At 69.8% G+C, this 17,588-nt stretch carries 24 protein-coding genes; 11 read left to right on the plus strand and 13 right to left on the minus strand.

The window, feature by feature from the left end; genetic code table 11:
- Positions 1-23: 23 nt before the first annotated feature.
- The 7 genes from F4554_RS30850 to F4554_RS30880 form a co-directional block, all read right to left on the minus strand.
- Positions 24-845, minus strand: coding sequence for an SCO6745 family protein (locus F4554_RS30850; RefSeq protein WP_337796269.1), 822 nt, complete (start codon positions 843-845; stop codon positions 24-26).
- A 134-nt stretch (positions 846-979) separates the two neighbouring features.
- Positions 980-1,420 carry a VOC family protein gene (locus tag F4554_RS30855; RefSeq protein WP_179791098.1) on the minus strand — a complete coding sequence of 147 codons (441 nt, stop codon included), beginning with the start codon at positions 1,418-1,420 and terminating at the stop codon, positions 980-982.
- A 143-nt stretch (positions 1,421-1,563) separates the two neighbouring features.
- The gene (locus tag F4554_RS30860) at positions 1,564-2,091 is read right to left on the minus strand and encodes a class I SAM-dependent methyltransferase (protein ID WP_179791099.1); all 528 of its coding nucleotides are present in this window, start codon (positions 2,089-2,091) and stop codon (positions 1,564-1,566) included.
- A gap of 55 nt (positions 2,092-2,146) precedes the next feature.
- Positions 2,147-2,971 (minus strand): alpha/beta fold hydrolase, encoded by an 825-nt coding sequence (locus F4554_RS30865; RefSeq protein ID WP_179791100.1) that lies wholly within the window; start codon positions 2,969-2,971, stop codon positions 2,147-2,149.
- A gap of 59 nt (positions 2,972-3,030) precedes the next feature.
- Positions 3,031-3,216, minus strand: a complete 186-nt coding sequence (locus tag F4554_RS30870) for a GNAT family N-acetyltransferase (RefSeq protein WP_179791101.1) — start codon at positions 3,214-3,216, stop codon at positions 3,031-3,033.
- A 120-nt stretch (positions 3,217-3,336) separates the two neighbouring features.
- Positions 3,337-3,918: a TetR family transcriptional regulator gene (locus F4554_RS30875; RefSeq protein WP_179791102.1), complete on the minus strand. Its 582-nt coding sequence runs from the start codon at positions 3,916-3,918 to the stop codon at positions 3,337-3,339.
- Complete coding sequence (locus F4554_RS30880; protein WP_202889535.1) at positions 3,915-4,520, minus strand: sugar O-acetyltransferase; 606 nt, start codon at positions 4,518-4,520, stop codon at positions 3,915-3,917. Before F4554_RS30880 ends, F4554_RS30875 begins: the two co-directional genes overlap by 4 nt.
- 99 nt (positions 4,521-4,619) lie before the next feature.
- Here F4554_RS30880 and F4554_RS30885 point away from each other — a divergent pair, with 99 nt between their 5' ends.
- Positions 4,620-5,870: an MFS transporter gene (locus tag F4554_RS30885; RefSeq protein ID WP_179791103.1), complete on the plus strand. Its 1,251-nt coding sequence runs from the start codon at positions 4,620-4,622 to the stop codon at positions 5,868-5,870.
- A 36-nt stretch (positions 5,871-5,906) separates the two neighbouring features.
- Here F4554_RS30885 and F4554_RS30890 read toward each other — a convergent pair whose 3' ends face one another.
- On the minus strand, positions 5,907-6,503 hold the full coding sequence (locus tag F4554_RS30890; RefSeq protein WP_179791104.1) for a COG4315 family predicted lipoprotein: 597 nt from the start codon (positions 6,501-6,503) through the stop codon (positions 5,907-5,909).
- A gap of 54 nt (positions 6,504-6,557) precedes the next feature.
- On the minus strand, positions 6,558-7,151 hold the full coding sequence (locus F4554_RS30895) for a COG4315 family predicted lipoprotein (protein ID WP_179791105.1): 594 nt from the start codon (positions 7,149-7,151) through the stop codon (positions 6,558-6,560).
- A 282-nt stretch (positions 7,152-7,433) separates the two neighbouring features.
- On the opposite strand from F4554_RS30895, the gene F4554_RS30900 reads away from it, so the two are divergent.
- Together F4554_RS30900 and F4554_RS30905 are read left to right on the plus strand one after the other, a co-directional pair.
- Entirely contained in the window at positions 7,434-8,000 is a 567-nt protein-coding gene (locus F4554_RS30900; RefSeq protein WP_179791106.1) for an SH3 domain-containing protein, read from the plus strand.
- Positions 8,001-8,027: 27 nt separating this feature from the next.
- Complete coding sequence (locus F4554_RS30905; protein WP_337796270.1) at positions 8,028-8,681, plus strand: class I SAM-dependent DNA methyltransferase; 654 nt, start codon at positions 8,028-8,030, stop codon at positions 8,679-8,681.
- 2 nt (positions 8,682-8,683) lie between these two features.
- On the opposite strand, the gene F4554_RS30910 is transcribed toward F4554_RS30905, so the two are convergent.
- Complete coding sequence (locus tag F4554_RS30910; protein WP_179791107.1) at positions 8,684-9,049, minus strand: glyoxalase superfamily protein; 366 nt, start codon at positions 9,047-9,049, stop codon at positions 8,684-8,686.
- Between the two features lie 104 nt (positions 9,050-9,153).
- A complete protein-coding gene (locus F4554_RS30915; RefSeq protein ID WP_179791108.1) occupies positions 9,154-9,612 on the minus strand; it encodes a GNAT family N-acetyltransferase in 459 nt (152 codons plus the stop codon).
- A gap of 33 nt (positions 9,613-9,645) precedes the next feature.
- On the opposite strand from F4554_RS30915, the gene F4554_RS30920 reads away from it, so the two are divergent.
- The 3 genes from F4554_RS30920 to F4554_RS30930 are packed head-to-tail and all read left to right on the plus strand — an operon-like array spanning position 9,646 to position 10,841.
- Complete coding sequence (locus F4554_RS30920; protein WP_179791109.1) at positions 9,646-9,948, plus strand: hypothetical protein; 303 nt, start codon at positions 9,646-9,648, stop codon at positions 9,946-9,948.
- Positions 9,945-10,121 carry a hypothetical protein gene (locus F4554_RS30925; protein WP_179791110.1) on the plus strand — a complete coding sequence of 59 codons (177 nt, stop codon included), beginning with the start codon at positions 9,945-9,947 and terminating at the stop codon, positions 10,119-10,121. Before F4554_RS30920 ends, F4554_RS30925 begins: the two co-directional genes overlap by 4 nt.
- A gap of 15 nt (positions 10,122-10,136) precedes the next feature.
- Positions 10,137-10,841 (plus strand): class I SAM-dependent methyltransferase, encoded by a 705-nt coding sequence (locus F4554_RS30930; RefSeq protein ID WP_179791111.1) that lies wholly within the window; start codon positions 10,137-10,139, stop codon positions 10,839-10,841.
- Between the two features lie 12 nt (positions 10,842-10,853).
- On the opposite strand, the gene pyrH is transcribed toward F4554_RS30930, so the two are convergent.
- Complete coding sequence (pyrH, locus tag F4554_RS30935) at positions 10,854-11,591, minus strand: UMP kinase (protein ID WP_179791112.1); 738 nt, start codon at positions 11,589-11,591, stop codon at positions 10,854-10,856.
- Positions 11,592-11,912: 321 nt separating this feature from the next.
- Between pyrH and F4554_RS30940 the strand changes: the two genes are divergently transcribed.
- Positions 11,913-13,613, plus strand: coding sequence for a DUF222 domain-containing protein (locus tag F4554_RS30940; protein WP_179791113.1), 1,701 nt, complete (start codon positions 11,913-11,915; stop codon positions 13,611-13,613).
- 14 nt (positions 13,614-13,627) lie between these two features.
- Here the strand turns inward: F4554_RS30940 and F4554_RS30945 are convergent, their stop codons facing one another.
- Entirely contained in the window at positions 13,628-14,404 is a 777-nt protein-coding gene (locus F4554_RS30945; RefSeq protein WP_179791114.1) for an SAM-dependent methyltransferase, read from the minus strand.
- A gap of 151 nt (positions 14,405-14,555) precedes the next feature.
- Between F4554_RS30945 and F4554_RS30950 the strand changes: the two genes are divergently transcribed.
- The 4 genes from F4554_RS30950 (at position 14,556) to F4554_RS30965 (ending at position 17,549) form a co-directional block, all read left to right on the plus strand.
- Entirely contained in the window at positions 14,556-15,314 is a 759-nt protein-coding gene (locus F4554_RS30950; RefSeq protein ID WP_179791115.1) for a class I SAM-dependent methyltransferase, read from the plus strand.
- Positions 15,315-15,402: 88 nt separating this feature from the next.
- A complete protein-coding gene (locus tag F4554_RS33340; RefSeq protein ID WP_179791116.1) occupies positions 15,403-15,894 on the plus strand; it encodes a potassium channel family protein in 492 nt (163 codons plus the stop codon).
- Positions 15,895-16,039: 145 nt separating this feature from the next.
- The gene (locus F4554_RS30960; protein WP_179791117.1) at positions 16,040-16,813 is read left to right on the plus strand and encodes a GNAT family N-acetyltransferase; all 774 of its coding nucleotides are present in this window, start codon (positions 16,040-16,042) and stop codon (positions 16,811-16,813) included.
- A gap of 22 nt (positions 16,814-16,835) precedes the next feature.
- The gene (locus F4554_RS30965) at positions 16,836-17,549 is read left to right on the plus strand and encodes a DUF998 domain-containing protein (protein ID WP_179791118.1); all 714 of its coding nucleotides are present in this window, start codon (positions 16,836-16,838) and stop codon (positions 17,547-17,549) included.
- Positions 17,550-17,588: the final 39 nt, after the last annotated feature.

Raw genomic sequence — 17,588 nt, forward strand, 5'->3', positions numbered from 1 at the left:
CGGAACGACCCAGATCGCCGACGCTATCGGGAGCCGACGGCGTCGAGTGTTGCGGCGATGGGCTCGAGGTCGGCCACGAGCTGGTCGAGTTCGTCCGGCTGCAGGATGTCGTACGCCGGTGCGGCGAGCTCGTCGGTGAGCACCTCGACCCGCTCCTTGGTCGCCCGGCCGGCGTCACTGAGCCAGCCGGAGTCGTCGACGAGGCCACGGGCACGCATCCCGTCCACGACCGCGGCCAGCTGGGCCGCCGGGAGGTGGTGAACTCTGCCGAACTTCTCCGCGGGCATCCCCTCGGACAGGGCGTGGAGCACGTGGGCCTCCGTCCCGCCGATGCCGGCGGTGACCAGGGCGGCGTTGTGGCCGTCCCCGCGGTGCTCGCGGAGCAGGGTGGCCGCGTGCCAGAGCCGGGCCACGGGCTCCTCGGGCACGGGAAGCGCCCGGAGCCCGGCGTACAGAGCCCGGCCGACCGTCGGGGCACTCGTCGCCGCCTTGGTGGCGAGGTCGGCGGCCCGCACGAGGCCGGGCCCGTCGGCGAGGTCGCCGAGGATCCGCCGCAGCGCCGCGACGCAGCCCTGCTCGCGAGCCGCGAGCGCCGCCTCGGGCGTGGTCGTCTCCCAGACGCGCGGGATGTGCCGGGCCACCTCGCCGTCGGCGAAGTTGTAGAAGACCGCATGGACCACCTCGGCCGGGGCCCGGCCCAGCGGTGCGGCCCGTCCGGCGAAGTAGGCGTCCCACCCGTTCCGGAAACCGAGCGCCATGATCGCTTCCTCCGGCTCGTCGGAGAAGTACGTGACCATGTGGATCGGCTCCACGAGCAGGTGCAGGCGGCGGGCGGTGGGCTTCACGGGTGTCTCCTCTGTCAAGAGCCGCGGTCGCGAAGTCGACCGCTTCACCCCTTCCACGAACGTCCCCGCCCCGATCCGACACCGGCTCGCGGAGATTCTTCGAGGAACTTTTTCGTACGCCCCCTTGGCCGCCGTCAGCCGAGCTCCTCGGCCAGGGAGACGATGATCCCTTCGGGCCCACGGACGTAGCAGAGCCGGTAGATGTCCTGGTACTGCACCACCTCGCCGACGAGTTCGGCGCCGTTGGCTCGCAGGCCGGCGACAGTGGCGTCGATGTCGTCGACGGCGAACATGATGCTACGTAGGCCCAGCGTGTTTCCCAGTGCGTTCTTCGGCTCGGCACTGACCACCGCAGGGTTGTGGAACTTCGTCAGCTCGAGCCTGCCGTGGCCGTCCGGGGTTCGCATCATCGCGATGTCGACGCGTACGCCGTCGAGCCCGTTGACCCGGTCCACCCAGGGACCCTCGATCGGCGCCTCGCCCTCGAGCTCCATCCCGAGTTCGACGAAGAACGCCTTGGCGGCCTCGAGGTCCTCGACGACGACGCTCACGTGGTGCAGCTGCTGAATCGCCATGATGGTTCTCCTTCTTCGTTGCGCGACCTGTCGTGGCCACTGGTGTACCTGGGACGGCGCCAGTGCCGCATTCTCGACACCCGGAGAGGTACGAATTTCCAGGGCCTGGCACGAGTCACCCGACGCGGGTGGAACGATGCTGTTCAACGTGACGACTCTGCCGGGTCGGCATCCTTCCTCGCGAGCAGAGTGGAGTCGTTCGGGAACCTTCCCAGCTGCTCAACGATGGCGGAGGGGAGGTCGGCGGATTCCGGAGGCGAGAAGTACTCGTCGAGCAGCTCTGTGCGCATACCGGCGCGGGCCAACGCTGTCACGACGTCGCCGATTGGCCAGCGAAACTCGACCTTCTCGGGCATGTGGGTGTCCGCGGCCCCGGCCAGTCGAGCCGGACCGGCCGACCGCACCCGCCGACCGCACCCGCGGCGTCCCGCGCTGGAAGTAGTTCTCATCCGTGGCCACGACCCGATCACCTTCGACGTCCAAGCAGCGCGCAGCGGATGCATCTCCTCGAGAAGCAGGCGGCCACCGAGCTTCAGACAGGAGACAACGATGGTCGCCCATCTGGAGATGTCGGGAAGCCAGCACAGGGCACCGCAGCCGGTGAAGACGACGTCGAACCGGCCGGTCAGCAGGTCCGGCGGCATCTGGTAGACGTCATCCGTCCAAGGCATTCCGAGTTGGGGTAGATGTGTTCGCCGGCAGGGATCTTCGGCAGCATCAGTTGCATCAGCCGTCGTCCAGGAACGTACGGATGTGCTGGGACCAGACCTCGGGTTTCTCGAAGTGGCACATGTGCGCGGTGTTCTCGATGGTCGCCAGCTCGCTGTTGGGCAACGCGGCGTGCAGACGTTTGGCGAGCTGCACGGGGAAACCCATGTCCTTTTCTCCGTGCAGGATCAGGATCGGTTTCCCCCATGCCCGCAGGGTCTCCTCGGCGTCACCGGTGAACCACGGATGCATCCGCCCGGCGAGGTAGGCCTCGTAGCTCCAGTCTCCTCCGTCCAGATCCCTTGTCAGGTTGAGATATGCAGGTGCCAGGTCGAGGTTCCAGACGAAGATCGTGGAGTTTCGCAGCGCACCGTTCTGGGCGTCCTCCGCGCGCTGACGTCGTTGGTATTCCTCCCAGCGCTGGAGATACGGCTCGTTGTCGGCGGCGGTGTACGCCGAGGTGGAGGCCAGCACGAGCCGGCGCACCTGGTCGGGATGCCTGTCCACGAACTGCACGGCGGCCCGCCCGCCGGTCGAGAAGCCGAGCAGGTCGACCTGCCCCAGCTCGAGGACGTCGATCAGCCGGCGGGCGTCGTCGATGACGTACTCCGGCTGCAGAGCTTCTTCAGGCAGGCCGCGACTGCTCCGTCCACAACCGCGAAAGTCGAACAGCACAACGTGGTGATCACGAGCGAGGGGTTCGAAGCCGGGCAGCAGGTAACTGTGGCCGACATCGGGTCCGCCGTGCAGCACCAGCAACGAGGGCTTGCCTCGCCGGCGCTCACCGAGCCGGCGTACGAAAAGCGTCACGTCACCGACGTCGATCAGCTCACCATCGTCCATGCCGAGCAGGTTCCCAGACAGCACCGACAGGCCCCTGCCCCCCAAGCACCCAGCGATGCTCACCCGACCGGCGCGGCACGCCACTCGTCCTCGAGCAGCGACACCGCCGCGGCCACGAAGCCCCGCGTCTGCTCCTCGCTGTCCGGGCCGTACGGCTGGTACCGACAGGCCTCCGGAAGCCTCGCCCACGAGTACACCGCCGGCCAGTCCGTCATCCGCAGCGGTTCCAGCTGGACGTTCGACATGCGGCGAGCCTGCCAAGTCGGCTCCGTACCTACAAGGCAGTTCCAGTCCTCCCCGTGGTCACCGACGACTGTGCCAGCCGCTGACCACCAAGCGCCACGCGTCCTCCTGCGGCCGGGGAATCAGCCGAGGTGCCGGCGGATCGCATCACGGATCTGCCGCTTCGTCATGGGGTCGGTCGACAGGGCGCTGTGGAGCACGAGCCCTTCGATGAACGCGTCGAGTTCCCTGGCGGTGGTGGCGTCGAAGTGGAGTTCCAGCGCCTTGCGGCTGCGGGCCATCCATGCCTGGGTGACGGCCTTCAGGGTGGGGTTTCGCGCGGCGGCTCCGTAGAGCTCGACGGCGAGAACGAGGTCTCGGCCCGAGCCCGCGCCGAGCAGGTCCTCCCAGATCAGCGCCACGACGGCTTCGGTCGCCTCATCACGGTTGCGGGCGGCGCTCAGGCGCTCGTCGAAGACGCGAGCGGCGGTGTCCGCGTGCCGGCTGAACGCCTCGGCAAGCACCTCGTCGAGTGAGCTGAAGTGGTAGGTCATCGATCCCAGCGGCACGTCGGCCACGCGGGCGATCTCCCGGTGCGTCGTTCCGGCCACACCCCGATCGGCGATGACGGTGAGCGCGGCGTCGATGATCCGGTCGCGCCGCCCCGGGTCCTGCCGCCGCGGTCGCCGTCCGACCGGGCTTGCCGACGTGGTGGCGCCGTTCACGCCACACCCGGCTCGATCGTTCGGACGACGCGCGCCGGGTTGCCCACCGCGACGACGTTCGCGGGCAGGTCTCGGGTGACGACCGCGCCGGCACCGACCACCGTGTTGGCACCGATGGTGACGCCAGGGAGCACGATCGTCCCACTGCCCAGCCATACGTTGTCACCGATGCTGATCGGCTTCGCGGCTTCCCACTTCGCCCGTCGCAACTCCGGATCGACCGGATGGGTGGGGGTGAGCAGTTGAACGTTCGTACCGATCTGGACGTCGTCGCCGATGGTGATCGCCGCGACGTCCAGCGCGACCAGTCCGAAGTTGGCGAACGTGCGGGCGCCGATGCGGACATGGCTGCCGTAGTCGACCCGCAGCGGCGGCCGGATGTAGGAATCCTCTCCGATCGCGCCGAGCAGTTCGGTCAGGAGCCTTCGTTGCTCCCCGGGGTCACGCGCTGACGTCGCGTTGAACGCGTCCGTCAGGTCCATGGCCCGGAGGAGGTCTTCCCAGATCGCCGGGTCGTCGGCGATGTAGAGGTCCCCGGCCAGCATCCGCTCGTGCATCGAGCGTCCGTCCGCATCAGCACCACCAGTACGACCAGTACCCATGTGTACGAGCGTACACATCTTATGTACGCTCGTACGCGCGCGGACCGGTGCCGTTCCTCGCCCACATCGTTTCGCTGCCCCGCCGGCCCGAAGGACGCCATGACCACGACCATCGCCGGATCGACGACGCCGACGGCGGTCCGCGCCGCCACGGCGGCGACCTACGCCGCGTTCATCGGCTCGGGATTCGCGTTCGCCAGTTGGGCCTCCCGGATCCCGCAGATCCGCGACCGCCTCGAGCTCGACTCGGCCGCGCTCGGCCTGGTGCTGCTCGCGATCGCCGTGGGTTCCCTGCTGGCACTGCCGTTGTCCGGTCCGGTCGTCACCCGGATCGGCTCGGCCCGCACCGTCATGGCGATGGCCATCCTGCTCGGTGTCGGCCTGACCACGGCGGCGCTCGGCTCGCTCCTCGGAGTCGTGCCGGTGGTGATCGGGTTGTTCCTGCTCGGCTTCGCCAACGGCGCGTGGGACGTGGCGATGAACGTGCAGGGCACGGTCGTCGAACGCCACCTGGACCGGTCGATCATGTCCCGCTTCCACGCCGGGTTCAGCCTCGGCACCGTCGCCGGCGCCCTGGTCGGCGCGGCCATGGTGGCACTGCACGTGGAGGTGGCCGTGCACCTGGCCGCGGTGGCGGTGCTGGTGGTGATCCCCGTGGTGTGGTTCACGCGGCGGTTCGTCCCCGATCACGACGCGACCGAGCCGGGCCACGGCACGGCCGGCGAGGCCGAGCAGTCGCCGCGGGGCGGTGCGCTGACCGCCTGGCGGGAGCCACGCACCCTGCTCATCGGGCTCTTCGTACTCACCTTCGCCTTCGCCGAGGGCGTCGGCAACGACTGGATCAGCGTGGCCGCGATCGACGGCCACGGTGTGTCGCCCGTGCTGGGCACCCTTGCCTTCGCCGGCTTCCTCACCGCCATGACGGCCGGCCGCTGGTTCGGGCCCGGGCTGCTGGACCGGTACGGCCGCGTCGCCGTGGTCCGCACCATCGCCCTGGTCGGCATCGTCGGCGTGGCGGTGTTCGTCTTCTCACCCGTGCCGAGCCTCGCCTATGTTGGCGCCCTCCTGTGGGGCCTCGGCGCGTCGCTCGGCTTCCCTGTCGGCATGAGCGCCGGTGGGGACGACCCGCGCCGGGCCGCCGCCCGGGTCAGTGTCATCGCCTCGATCGGCTACTGCGCGTTCCTCGCCGGTCCGCCCACCATCGGCTTCCTGGGCCACCACATCACCGTGCTGCGTGCGCTGGTCGTCGTGGCCGGCCTACTCGGCCTGGCTGTCCTCATCGCCACCAGCGTCCGCCCCCTGCCCGCCGTACAGCCGACGTCCGACGAGGCCGCCGACCGGGCCGCGTGAGCGTCCGCCGCAGGAACGTGTTGCCACACCGAGCCGCTACCTGGGTTTGAGGACGATCTGGTTGGGTGCGTCCTTGGAGACGACGACGGCCTGCCAGCTGTAGGTCTGCCCGTTCGGCCCGCCGGTGATGAAGCGGTCCCCCCTGGCCTCGCCCGGCCGGTCGTCGACGAAGGTGTAGGCGCGACGTCCGTTCACGGTGATCTGGTGCAGGCTGCCGGGACGGTTCGAGACGCCGATCCGGACGCCCAGCGTGCCCGGGTCGGCCAGGTCACCGGCCCCCACGACGACGGGATGCCACACCGTGGTGCAGGAGCCGGTGCACACGGCCACCTTCGAGTTCACCGGACCGCTGTTGGTGTAGAGGGTCAGCCCGCGATGGTCGGTCAGCAGGCGGCTGTGCCCCGCGACCTCACGGGTCCGCAGCACCGACGGCCCGACCGTGGGGGTGTACGCCGGCGCCGCGCTCGGCACGAAGCCGGCCGGCTTGCCGGGCTCGGGCGGATTCGAACCTCCTCCGCACCCGGTGGCCAGGACCATGGCCGCCGCCGACGCGGCCACGGCGAGCCGTACGACGCCCGACGCCGGACGCACGTACGGCGCGATGCGTCCGTCCAGGGACCGCGCTCGGCTCATCGCCATTTCCTGACTCCGTATCTCCGTGGCTCCGTGTCTCCGTGGCCCAAGACATCAGGGCCGCAACGGGATCGAGGTGGGGGCCGACGCCGGGACGACCACCGCCGACCAGGTGTAGACGAGCCCGGCCTGGTCGCCGGTCCGGAAGCCCTGGCCACGGGTCTGCCCGGGCCGGACGTCCGGGACGAACGTGTAGAGCCGGCGCCCGTCGACGGTGAGCTGGTGCAGGCCGCCTTGCCGAGGAAGGGGCAGGGTTCCGAAGCGCACCAGCACTCCCTTCGCCTCCGACCTGACCTCCGCCGAGCCGACCGTCACCGGATGCCAGATGTTCGTACAGACCGCCGCGCACCGCGGCTCCTCGGCGTTCGGCGGCTCGCTGTCGACGTAGACCGTCCTCCCATGCGTATCCGTCAGCACCCGCCCGATCCCCCGCAGCGGAAAGGTGCCCAGCCTGGCCGGACCCACCATCGGGGAGTACGTCGGAACCGGACTGGAGGAGTGTGTCTCCGCCGGCGCCCCCGTAGGCACTTCCTGCCAAGGCTCGGGTCCGGGTCGTTGGCAACTGCCCACCGCCAGGACCACGGCGACGGCGAGGAGGGTCGACAATGCCCAGGCAGGGCCGCCACTTCCTGACGTCGCGCTGGTCATGCGTCCCCCTCGGGGTTCAGCGAGGACCCCTACCCGGCAGCCCAGCTCCGCCAACCCCCGGGCGCCGGGAACGGAAGGGGATACCCACCGCGGACGGCCGGCGTTCAGTTCCGGGGCTTGAAGACGACCTGCCCCGGTGGCCCGCTGCTGGTGTAGATGGTCATGCCCCGGTGATCGGTGAGCATCCGGCTGAAGCCCCTGACCCCCGCGTACGCACCACCGACGGACCAACCGTCGGGGTGAACGCGGCCGGCGCGCTCGGGTTCGCCCTAGCCTGGGCGGGTGGTCACCAGGGAGCGGGACGGAAGCACGTGGCGGATCGGAACCGGCGCCGACGTCGCCTGGATCGCGCGCGGCACCTCCGTGAGCAGAACCATCACCGCCGCCATCCCGCCGGAGTTCGAGGCGTACGCCACGGTGCTCCTGCCCCGGGAGACGGAGGAGCAGGACGAACGCGACCGCGCCCTGGTCTCCCTGCTGCGTGAGCAGTCGCCGGACCAGCCGTGGTGGCTGGGCTACCTCGACACCGGTGCCGACGACATCGTTTTCCCCGACGCGCCCAAGGTGACCCTCTACACGGGTTGGCCGTACGTGCTGGTGGAGGCGGGGCCGGAGCAGGCCGCGACCTGGCGGCACGAGGAGGCCGGGTCGTTCTGGCTGGGCTCGTTGCCCAACCTGATGTTTCCAGCGGACCGTTCCTGGCTGGTGTCGACGATGTGGGACGACGACTGGACCTGCGTCGGCGGGCCAGCCGACCTGGTGGACCGGCTCGTACGCCACCCGGTTCTGGCCGCCCGGCAGGTGACTCCCGACCAGGAGGCCGCCCCGCCCGGCCACCGTTCCTGCTGACGTTCGTCCCCGCTACGGTGTCGCAACGTGAGGACCGACGACTGGCTGGCCGACACCCGTACCTCCTACGACACTGTTGCGGCCAGCTACGCCGAGCGGATGCGCACCTCCCTGGCCGGCGAGCCGTACCTGCGCGCGGGTCTGGCGGTGTTCGCCGAACTCGTGCGCGGTGCCGGTGACGGCCCGGTCGCGGACGTGGGCTGCGGCCCGGGACACGTAACGGCGCACCTGCACACCCTGGGTCTCGACGCGTTCGGTGTCGACCTGTCGCCGGGGATGATCGACGTGGCCCGCGGTGACCACCCTGGTCTGCGGTTCGAGGTGGGCTCGATGACCGAGCTGCGCCTCGCCGACTCCTCGGTCGCCGGCCTGGTGGCGTTCTGGTCGTTGATCCACGTACCCGACGACGTGGTGCCGACGGTGCTCGGGCACTTCCGGCGCGTGCTACGTCCCGGCGGGCCGCTGCTGCTCGGCTTCCACGTCGGCGACGGGTCGAAACTCAAGACGGAGGGCTACGGCGGGCACCCGATGAAGGTCCACGTGCACCGGCGCCGACCGGAGCAGGTGGCCGGCTGGCTGCGCGACGCCGGGTTCACAGTCCCGGCCGAGCTGCGGCTGGACGGCGACGGGAGCCTCCCCGGCGCGTTGGTCTTCGCCCGCCGCGTCGACGACCGGGACTGACCCTAGGCCGAATCGCCTTGCCGTGTTGGGCCCATCACGAAGAGGGTGTTGCCGGCCGGGTCGATCACGCTGAACGTGCGGGCACCCCAGGGCTCGTTCTGCGGCGGGCGGCTGATCCTGACCCGCTGCCGCCACTCCTCGTAGTAGGCGTCGGCGTCGTCGACCTCCAGCGAGACGCAGGCCTCACGTCCGTGGCCGGACATCGGCGCGTCGATCGTGAGGCGGATCGTTCCGCGTTCGAGCCCCAGCAGGCCGGTCGTACCGTCGCCGGGCACCTCGAAGGAGACCGTGAAGCCCAGCCCGTCGACGTAGAAGTCACGGGCGGTACGCAGGTCGTCCGCCGGCAGAATCGGGATGGCGCGCTCCATGGCCAGCAGACGATACGCCAGGGGTGCCGGCCTGACCAGCCCTCGCGGTCCAGCTGGTTCGATCGCCAGTCGGGGCCAGTCGGGGCCAGTCGGGCCAGTCGGTGTCAGTCGGCGAGCGGGTGCGCCATCAGCTTCGGCTCGTGCTGGAAACCGGCACGTTCGTAGACCGGGACCGCGCGGCGGCCGGAATGGACGGTGACCCGGCTGCACCCGCGCTCCCGGCCGCAGTCGACAAGTGCGCGTACGACCATCGAACCGATGCCCTGGTTGCGGTGGTCCGGCAGGACGTACACCGACTGGATGTCGCCGGTACGCCGGTCCAGAGCGCCCGGGACCGGCACGCGGCCGGCCAGCGCGAGGAACCCCAACCCGACGATCTGCTGCTCGTCGACCGCGACCACCGCCAGGAAGTCGTCGCGCCGCTCCCACCACGCGGTGAAGCCACGAACGTACTCGTCGAGGCCGTTGTCGGGCTCCGGCCGGCGCTCGAAGGTGCAGCGCCAGCGGAGCTTCGCCAGCTCGGTTGTTTCGTCCCGCGTCGATTCCCGGATCTCGATGGCCACGGCCAGACCTTATGCGTTCCCTACGATGGTGCGATGCGCAGGCGACAGGTCTCCGGGCGACTGCTGACGCTCGCCCAGTTCGGACATGCCCAGTGGTTCTTCGGCAACCTGTACGAAGCGGTGGTCAGGGTGCCGGACCGACTGGCCGCCGAGGCCGGAGATGGGCACGCGCGTTCCCCGCTGGGTGCCGGGAGTCCGCTGCGCTACTACGTTCCCGCCATCCCCGCGACCTTTCCCGCAACGCTCGCCGCGCTCTGGTCGGGTCGAGAAGCCTCCCCGGAGGTCCGCCGGTGGCTTGTCGTCGCGCCTCCTGTTCCGTCTCCGGTGCTGCGGTGACCGCCGTTCTCGTACGCCTCAATCTCAGGTTGTTCTTCGCCGCCGAGCAGGTGCCGGCCGCAGAACGCCAGGAACTGCTACGCACCTGGTATCGCCTGAACGCCGTCCGGCTCGCCACCGCCGCCGGTGCGTGGGTCGCCACCCGGCAGGCCGCAGCCCGCATCACCCGCTAGCGAGAGGTGGAACGCATGGAGTCCTACGAACGCCGCACCCTGCTGGATCAGGCGCGCGTGTGGTGGGACGAACCCGATCAGGTGACCTTCTACAGAAGCGAAGTCGACTCCGGGCCGACCCCGGCCGAGCAGCTTCTGCTCCGGGCACTGCCGACCTCCGGCCGCGTACTCGACGTCGGCTGCGGAGTCGGGCGCATCGCGTTTCACCTTGCAGACAGGGGATACGCCGTGACCGGCGTGGACATCAGCGAGGCGATGGTCGACACCGCGCGGGCCCTCGCCGAACAACGCGGCTCCACCGCGACGTTCCGGCAGGTCGAGCCACTGGCGTTGCCCTTCACCTCCGGCAGTTTCGACGCTGGCTTCGCCGGCAAGGTCCACTGTTACGTTCCCTCACGGGCGGGCCGTCAAGAGTTCCTTGACGAGGTGGGACGCGTCCTGCGGCCCGGTGCGCCACTACTGCTGGTCAGCTACGTCGTACCGAACGAGCAGGAAGCCGACGACGCGCTGGCTTCCGACGAACAACACCAGCGGGCGGCCTCGCGCTTCCGGTCGCTGGAGCCTCTCGACACGTTCTGCGGGGACCGGGGCTACGTCCACTGGTTCACACCCGGAAGCCTGCGGGAGGAACTCGCCGACTCGCCGGCGTTCGAGATCGAGGAGGTACGGGAGGACACGCCGGGCGGCGTCCTTCGCCTGGTCGTCCTGCGGCGAACCTGAGCCGCCGAAGCCCTACGCCCACTCGGTTTCGACGTCACCGGCGATGTAGGTGCCGTGCTCCTCGCCCTTGCAGATGCCGGCCATCACACCGGCCCGGTCGATGTCGAACACGTGCAGGGGAAGCTTCTGGTCGCGGGCGAGGATGAACGCGGCCTGGTCCATCACCCGCAGGCCCTGCGCCAGCACCCGGTCGTAGCTGATCGAACGGTAGCGACGTGCGTCCCTGTTGACGTTCGGGTCGCTCTCGTACACCCCGTCGGCTCCGTGCTTGGCCACCAGGATCGCGTCCGCGTCGATCTCGGCGGCGCGCTGGACGGACGGGTAGTCGGTGGTGACGTAGGGCTGGCCGATGCCGCAGGCGAGTACGACGATCCTGCCCTTGGCCAGGTGGTTGAGCGCACGCAGCCGGATGTACGGCTCGGCGACGGAGTTGATCGGGATCGCGGTCATCACGCGTACGTCGTGGTCGCTCAGGGCACTGATCTTGCCCCGCAGGAGAATCGCGTTGATCAGCGTGCTCAACATGCCGATGCTGTCGGCCTCCACGCGGTCGATGCCCCACTCGTCGGCAGAGCTCCCGCGGAAGACGTTGCCGCCGCCGACGACGATCGCGACCTGGAGGCCGAGGTCACGCGCGCGCAGGACCTCCCGTGCGAGGTGGTCGAGCGCGTCCGCACTGAACCCGGAGTTGTGCGCGCCCGCCACGGCCTGGCCGCTGAGTTTGATCAGGATGCGTCCGTACCGAGACATGCATGCGTCCCCTCGTCTGCGCCGCGACCGGGTGCCGTGGCGCCCCGCACTCTACTGGTGCGTACGACGCCGCCCCGCGTGCTCGTTGCCCAGGCTCATCGGGTGTCCACATCCCCAGCGTGGACGACTACGAGGGGTCACCTCGTTGTCGGGCAGGTGAAGTGTGCGGGTCTCCTTGCCTCGGCGAGGAGACTCCTCCCATCTGGCATTGCCGTCGTTCGCGGAAGAGCGACTCCGTCTGACTTGTGGACGACCGCACCTCGGCCGGTTCCCCTTGTGGACAACGGAATCCTTGTCGGTGGTGACCGTTAGAGTTCGCACATGCTTTCGAGCGAGTGGGGTTGTCCGACTGGCGGCGGTGCCGCTGGTCGGGTCCAGGCTGCGCTCGACCTGTTGGACCCGGCTCTCGACTCGGCGTGGGTGACGCCGAAGGGCTCCCTGGATGCTGGCGAGGTTGGTTCGCTGATCGCGCAGGTGCGGGCGAGGAAGGCCCGCATCGAAGCACTCGAACTGGCGCTGGTGCGTCAGGCCGAAGCCTGCGACATCGGCAAACTCACCGGTGCACCGAATGCGACGGTCTATCTGCGGACGGCTCAGCGGATGAGTCAGCACGAGTCCTCCACTGCGGTCGGCCTGGCCAGTGACCTGGACAAAGAGGCCCGGCTGACCGGGGAAGCGCTGGCTGCCGGGCTGGTGTCTGTGCGGCAGGCGCAGGTGATCGCCGAGGCGATCAAGAAGCTCCCGGAGTATGTGGGTGTCGATGAGCGGGTCGAGGCGGAGGAGTTCCTGATCGTCAAAGCTCGGTTCGCCAATCCCGACGAGTTGCGGGTGTTGGGCGAGAAGTTGCTGGAGCGGATCGCGCCGGAGGAGTACGACCGGCTCATGCGGGAGGAGCTGGAACGCAAGGACCGCAAGGCCGAGCAGAAACGGTCCCTTCGGTATGTGCCGAACGGGATCCCGCAGTCGGAGTCGGTGCACATCACCCTGCCGGCGTGGGAGATGGAGCTGCTCCGCAAAATCATCGAGCCCCTTGCGGAGCCGACCAAGGGGGCCGAGCCGGACCGGCGCCCGATCGACCAGCGTCGCGGTGACGCGTTCGCCGAAGCCCTCGGCCTGCTCGCGGCTGCGGCGACCGCACCTGTCCGCGGCGGGAGACCACCCCAGGTCGCGGTCACCATCCCCTTCGAGACCCTGCTGAAGGGCACCGGTGCCGGAACCATCGACGACACCGCCACCATCATCCGGCCCAGACCCTGCACCTGCCCCTGCACAGACCCCAAATACGCCACCACCAAAAACGCCAAGGCCGACCAGGCCGGGGAGCCGAAGCCGGAGGAGGCAGAAGTCCAGGAGAAACGTCAAGCCGGTAAGGAGAAACGGCGATCACCTGGTACCGGCTCCCTCGCGGACGGGATACCCCCACCGCGAGCACCCGGGCAACGGCAGCACCCACAACCGAACACCGAAACCGACCCGGAACCCAACACCGGAACGGACCCGGATACCGGACACGATCCGGGCGACGACGCCGAGCCTGAGGAGGGTGCGGCGGGGCCGAAGGATGCCATCGACCCCCATGACGGTTGCCCGACGTGTGGAGGCGGCGGGTCAGCCCGCTACCTCGGCAGCGACGGCAAACCCATCTCCGCCGCCACCGTGCGCAGGTTGGCGTGCGAGGCCGACCTCATCCCGGTCGTCCTCGGCGGGGACGGGCAGGTGCTCGACCTGGGCCGTTCCGACCGGTTCTTCCAAGAGCACCAGCGGCGTGCACTGGCCATACGCGACGGGAGCCACTGCCACTTCCCCGGCTGCACCATCCCCGAACCACGCTGCATCACCCACCACATGAACCCCTGGGACCACGCCGGCCCGACAAACCTGGCCAACGGGGTACTCCTGTGCCGCTACCACCACACCACCGTCCACCACAAAGGCTGGCACGTCCGCATGGGCACCCACGGCCACCCCGAATACGTACCCCCCGAATGGTCGGATCCGCAGCAGCGAGTCCTGCGGCCGTGAACCCCACTGGGCTACTACCCCGTGCGGTGGGCCAGGACGCGGGTGAAGCCGAGCAGGTCACCGTCGTCGGCCCGCAGCATCCTCGAGTCCGGCTCGTGTCCTCGCCCCACCAGGTCGCACGCGTCCAGCCAGCGCAGCCAGTCCTCCCAGCCGCCGGGCACCATGTCGGCGACGTCGACCTCGACCAGCCCGGTCCGCTCCCAGTGCCGGCGCCACCAGGCCGGCCCCAGCCAGGTGCACATGTCGGGGCCCCAGCGCTCGGCGAGGTACGCCGGAAGGTCCGGGCCCGGGTCCCGCCGAAGTCCTGGCGCGACGATGCCGAGCGAACCGCCCGGCCGGAGGAACTCCACGCAGTAAGGAAGGTAGAGCGCGTCGGTTCCGAAGTAGTGGTAGGCGTCGAGGCTGACGATCGCGTCGAAGAAGCCGTCCGCGAACGGCAACGTGTGCGCGTCCGCGTGGATCGGATGCACCCGGTCGGCCAGGCCGGCCTGTTGGATGCGTTTCCAGTTCTCCGTGGGCTCGACCCACAGGTCCACCGCCCACACGTGCACGTCGAACTCGCGCGCCAGGAAGATCGAGGTGAGCGCGGTGCCACAGCCCAGGTCCAGCACGCGCATGCCCGGCCGAAGCGGCATCACCTGCGTCAACGCCTCCGCCGCCCACAGCGGATGCGGCCCCATCAGGTTGTCGACCACCCACCGCTGGTCGTAGGCGGACGAACGCGGATAGCGCTCCACCGTGAGGAGCCGTCGCAGTTGCTCCTCGGTATGCAGATCCTTGGTATCCGACATGAGGTGAAGGTGCCACCGCGACCGCGCGTCGACAACAGGTTTCCGGGCCCGGTCGCGCCAGCGCGAAAACCGTTGTGCCCCGGGCCGTCCTGCGAGCAAGACTGGACGACGTTCGCCAAGTCGGCTCAGGCCACCTGCCCGAGAGGTCCGGATGACGTACTACTACGCCGAACACGAGGCCGCGTACGCACAGATCGCGCGGCGTGGCCTCACCCAGTGGGACGAACTCTTCGACAGCGACCGCCCGAACACCTACGAGGAGTTCCCGAACCGGCGCTTCCTCGAACGCACCCTGGCCCGCCTCGACCTGCCGGCCCCGGCAGAGGTGGACGTACTCGAGTACGGCTGCGGCACCGGACCGGTGGCCTGCTTCCTCGCCTCGCGCGGGTTTCGGGTCCACGCCGTCGACCTGATCCCGCAGGCGATCGCATTGGCCCGCGAGTTCGCCCGGCAACGCGGCCTTGACATCAGGTTCGACGTCCAGGACATGTGTGCGCTGGCGAACATTCCCGCGGTCGAACGGTACGACCTCGTGGTGGACAGCTTCTGCCTCCAGTCGATCGTCACCGACCCGGATCGGGCCGACCTGTTCGCCGCGGTGCGCGCCCGGCTCGCGCCGGGTGGCCACTACCTGATCTCGACGGCGATGTACGAGCCGAACCGCGACTACGGCGACGGTTTCCGGTACGACGAGGCCACCGGTGTCTGTCATGAGGAGGTACCGGACCAGGAGGCCGGCGCACAGCAGGTCGACGGCGCCGAACAGATCGGCGGTACGTGGTACCGACCGCACCGCCGGCACCTGCGGCCGGAGGCGCTGCACGCGGAACTCACCCGTGCCGGTTTCGAGGTGCTGTCCCAGGAGTCCCGAGGCGGCGAGGTCGTCTGCACTCCGGCAATGCGATCCTGACGAAGTCCGGCGACGTGAAAGCCCGGAGGTGTACGCCGGCCTGGTGTGTCCAGCACGCGGACGAGTCGGTGAGAGTTAGGTTCGACCCATGCCCGTCTCGCCTCTCTACTTCCTGCGCCGCCTGGTGGGCGGTGAGCGCTGGCAGCGCATACACGTGAAGGCGTCCGTGTGGGCGGTCGCGGGAGTCGTTGCGGTGCTGTTGGTCGGCTCGCTGATCATCGTCCCGGCCGAGTCGTCGAGTCCCCGTGCGAACATCACGTCGTTCCCGCTCGCGTTGTGGTGGTCCGTCGAGACCGCGACGACCGTCGGGTACGGCGACCTGTATCCGGTCACCCTGGCCGGGCGGATCATCGCGACCATTGTGATGATCGTCGGGATCGCGTCGTTCAGCATCGTGACGGCTTCACTCGCCACCTGGTTCGTCGGCAGCGCATCGCGCCGCGCCCACCAGGTGGCAGCGGCCGTCGAACACGTCGAGCAGGAAGGAAGGGCCGCGACCGCGCGTGAGGTGCACGCCCTGCACGCGCGTTTCGACCGCCTCGAACAGCTGCTGAGCCGAGGCTCCGGCGACGGCTCGTAGCCGGAACGCCAGAACGGGTCGACCTGACCACCTGGGGCCGGCGTCCGCAGGCACCACAGACCAGCAGGAGCACCGCCGGCGCAGCCGCCGATCCGGACGGAAAGCACTGTCGAAGCCATCGCCGACGTCGGTAGGGTCTGCCTCCATGCCGGCTACCCGATCCGTCGACCTGCTCGCCACGGAAATGGACGTTCTCTGGGACCGCGACGCCGGAGGACGGCTGCGGCAGGCCCATTACGTGGTCCTCGGCGTTGCCGACGACGGCCAACTGCTGGCGGTCGGCGAGGACGTACCCGACGACGTGGCCGACGTGCTCGAGACCGCGGTCGAACGCGATCGCGGGCGCGGGGACGCCGAGCCGGGCCGGCCACCGGAGGTTCTCGCGTACTGCCGGCAACGCATCATCGAGGCTCTCGGTCCGGTGGTGACCTCGGCCGGGCCGAGCTACCTGTTTCCCGGCACCGGGACACCCAACGACGCGGCGACCGTACGGATCGTGCGGTCCGACGACGAGGCGGAAACCCACGACGGCCTGCGCGCCGCGAACCCCGACACCTGGACGGACGAGGAGTGGGCCGACCTGGTCACCGGACGGCTGGGTCCGTGGGCGATAGCGGTCCGCGACTCACGCGTCCTCGCCGTCGCCCACACCCCGGTCGCCGACGCACGGGGCGCCGAGGCCGGAGTCTGGACCCACCCGGACGCCCGTGGTCGTGGGCTCGCCGCCACGGTCACCTCACACTGGGCGGCGCTGATCAGGCGTACGGGGCGGCTGCCGTTCTACAGCACGTCGGCGGACAACCTCTCCTCCCAGCGGGTGGCGGCCCGCCTCGCACTCCGCCCGATCGGCTGGGTGTGGAAGCTGTCCGCGCCGGACCGGCTCGGCGTACACGCACATCGAACGTGGCACCCGGGCTGAGCTTTCCCGCGACAATGGGCGCATGTCCGAGGCACAGTCGCGGCATCGCCTCGCTGCGGGGCGGCCCGCCTCCGGTCGCGAACGCGCCCTGCTGACGTGCGGGGTCGCCGGACCGATCGTGTTCGTCGTCGCGTTCCTCGTCGAGGGCGCCACCCGTCCCGGCTACAGCGCGCTGCGGCACCCGGTGAGTTCGCTGGCGCTCGGGGAGTACGGCTGGACCCAGCGGGCGAACTTCTTCCTGACCGGTCTCCTCCTGCTCGCCTTCGCGGTCGGGTCCCGGCCGGCGCTGCGGCGGGCGTTCGGCGCCGACCTCTGGGCACCGACCCTGCTCGGTGCGGTCGCGGTGGGGCTGCTCGGCGCCGGCGTCTTCGCCACGGACCCGGTGGGCGACTACCCACCCGGCACTCCGGTGCCAGCTCCGCAGACGACGGCGGGAAACCTGCACGACACGTTTTCGACGCTGGTCTTCCTCGGCCTGCCCCTGGCCTGCTGTGTGGTCGGCTACCGGCTCGCCCGCGCCGGCCACCGGGGCAGGGCGGCGTACTCGGTGGCGACGGCCGTGGTCTTCTGGGCCCTGTTCGTCCTCGCCAGTGCCGGCTTCTCCCAGCAGACCTCACTGACGCCCGTCGGTGGGCTCTTCCAGCGGCTCACCCTGGTGGTGGGGCTTGCCTGGATCGGATGGCTGGCGCTTCACCTGCTCCGCGACCCGGCCGCACGCCCGTCAACGCCCACTTGACAGGACAACGTTCGGCCGTGGTCATCCTCTCGGCGATAC

Source organism: Actinopolymorpha rutila, assembly GCF_013407855.1.
GTDB lineage: Bacteria > Actinomycetota > Actinomycetes > Propionibacteriales > Actinopolymorphaceae > Actinopolymorpha > Actinopolymorpha rutila.

What these genes read in the sequence shown, in the direction of transcription:
- F4554_RS30860 (WP_179791099.1), bottom strand. Translation starts at nt 2,091, where the DNA reads ATGCCTTGGACGGATGACGTCTACCAGATGCCGCCGGACCTGCTGACC.
- F4554_RS30940 (WP_179791113.1), top strand. Translation starts at nt 11,913, where the DNA reads ATGCTTTCGAGCGAGTGGGGTTGTCCGACTGGCGGCGGTGCCGCTGGT.
- F4554_RS30910 (WP_179791107.1), bottom strand. Translation starts at nt 9,049, where the DNA reads ATGGAGCGCGCCATCCCGATTCTGCCGGCGGACGACCTGCGTACCGCC.
- F4554_RS30945 (WP_179791114.1), bottom strand. Translation starts at nt 14,404, where the DNA reads ATGTCGGATACCAAGGATCTGCATACCGAGGAGCAACTGCGACGGCTC.
- F4554_RS30855 (WP_179791098.1), bottom strand. Translation starts at nt 1,420, where the DNA reads ATGGCGATTCAGCAGCTGCACCACGTGAGCGTCGTCGTCGAGGACCTC.
- F4554_RS30950 (WP_179791115.1), top strand. Translation starts at nt 14,556, where the DNA reads ATGACGTACTACTACGCCGAACACGAGGCCGCGTACGCACAGATCGCG.
- F4554_RS30880 (WP_202889535.1), bottom strand. Translation starts at nt 4,520, where the DNA reads ATGGGTACTGGTCGTACTGGTGGTGCTGATGCGGACGGACGCTCGATG.
- F4554_RS30965 (WP_179791118.1), top strand. Translation starts at nt 16,836, where the DNA reads ATGTCCGAGGCACAGTCGCGGCATCGCCTCGCTGCGGGGCGGCCCGCC.
- F4554_RS30865 (WP_179791100.1), bottom strand. Translation starts at nt 2,971, where the DNA reads ATGGACGATGGTGAGCTGATCGACGTCGGTGACGTGACGCTTTTCGTA.
- F4554_RS30890 (WP_179791104.1), bottom strand. Translation starts at nt 6,503, where the DNA reads ATGAGCCGAGCGCGGTCCCTGGACGGACGCATCGCGCCGTACGTGCGT.
- F4554_RS30870 (WP_179791101.1), bottom strand. Translation starts at nt 3,216, where the DNA reads ATGTCGAACGTCCAGCTGGAACCGCTGCGGATGACGGACTGGCCGGCG.
- F4554_RS30895 (WP_179791105.1), bottom strand. Translation starts at nt 7,151, where the DNA reads ATGACCAGCGCGACGTCAGGAAGTGGCGGCCCTGCCTGGGCATTGTCG.
- F4554_RS30930 (WP_179791111.1), top strand. Translation starts at nt 10,137, where the DNA reads ATGGAGTCCTACGAACGCCGCACCCTGCTGGATCAGGCGCGCGTGTGG.
- F4554_RS30920 (WP_179791109.1), top strand. Translation starts at nt 9,646, where the DNA reads ATGCGCAGGCGACAGGTCTCCGGGCGACTGCTGACGCTCGCCCAGTTC.
- F4554_RS33340 (WP_179791116.1), top strand. Translation starts at nt 15,403, where the DNA reads ATGCCCGTCTCGCCTCTCTACTTCCTGCGCCGCCTGGTGGGCGGTGAG.
- F4554_RS30960 (WP_179791117.1), top strand. Translation starts at nt 16,040, where the DNA reads ATGCCGGCTACCCGATCCGTCGACCTGCTCGCCACGGAAATGGACGTT.
- pyrH (WP_179791112.1), bottom strand. Translation starts at nt 11,591, where the DNA reads ATGTCTCGGTACGGACGCATCCTGATCAAACTCAGCGGCCAGGCCGTG.
- F4554_RS30885 (WP_179791103.1), top strand. Translation starts at nt 4,620, where the DNA reads ATGACCACGACCATCGCCGGATCGACGACGCCGACGGCGGTCCGCGCC.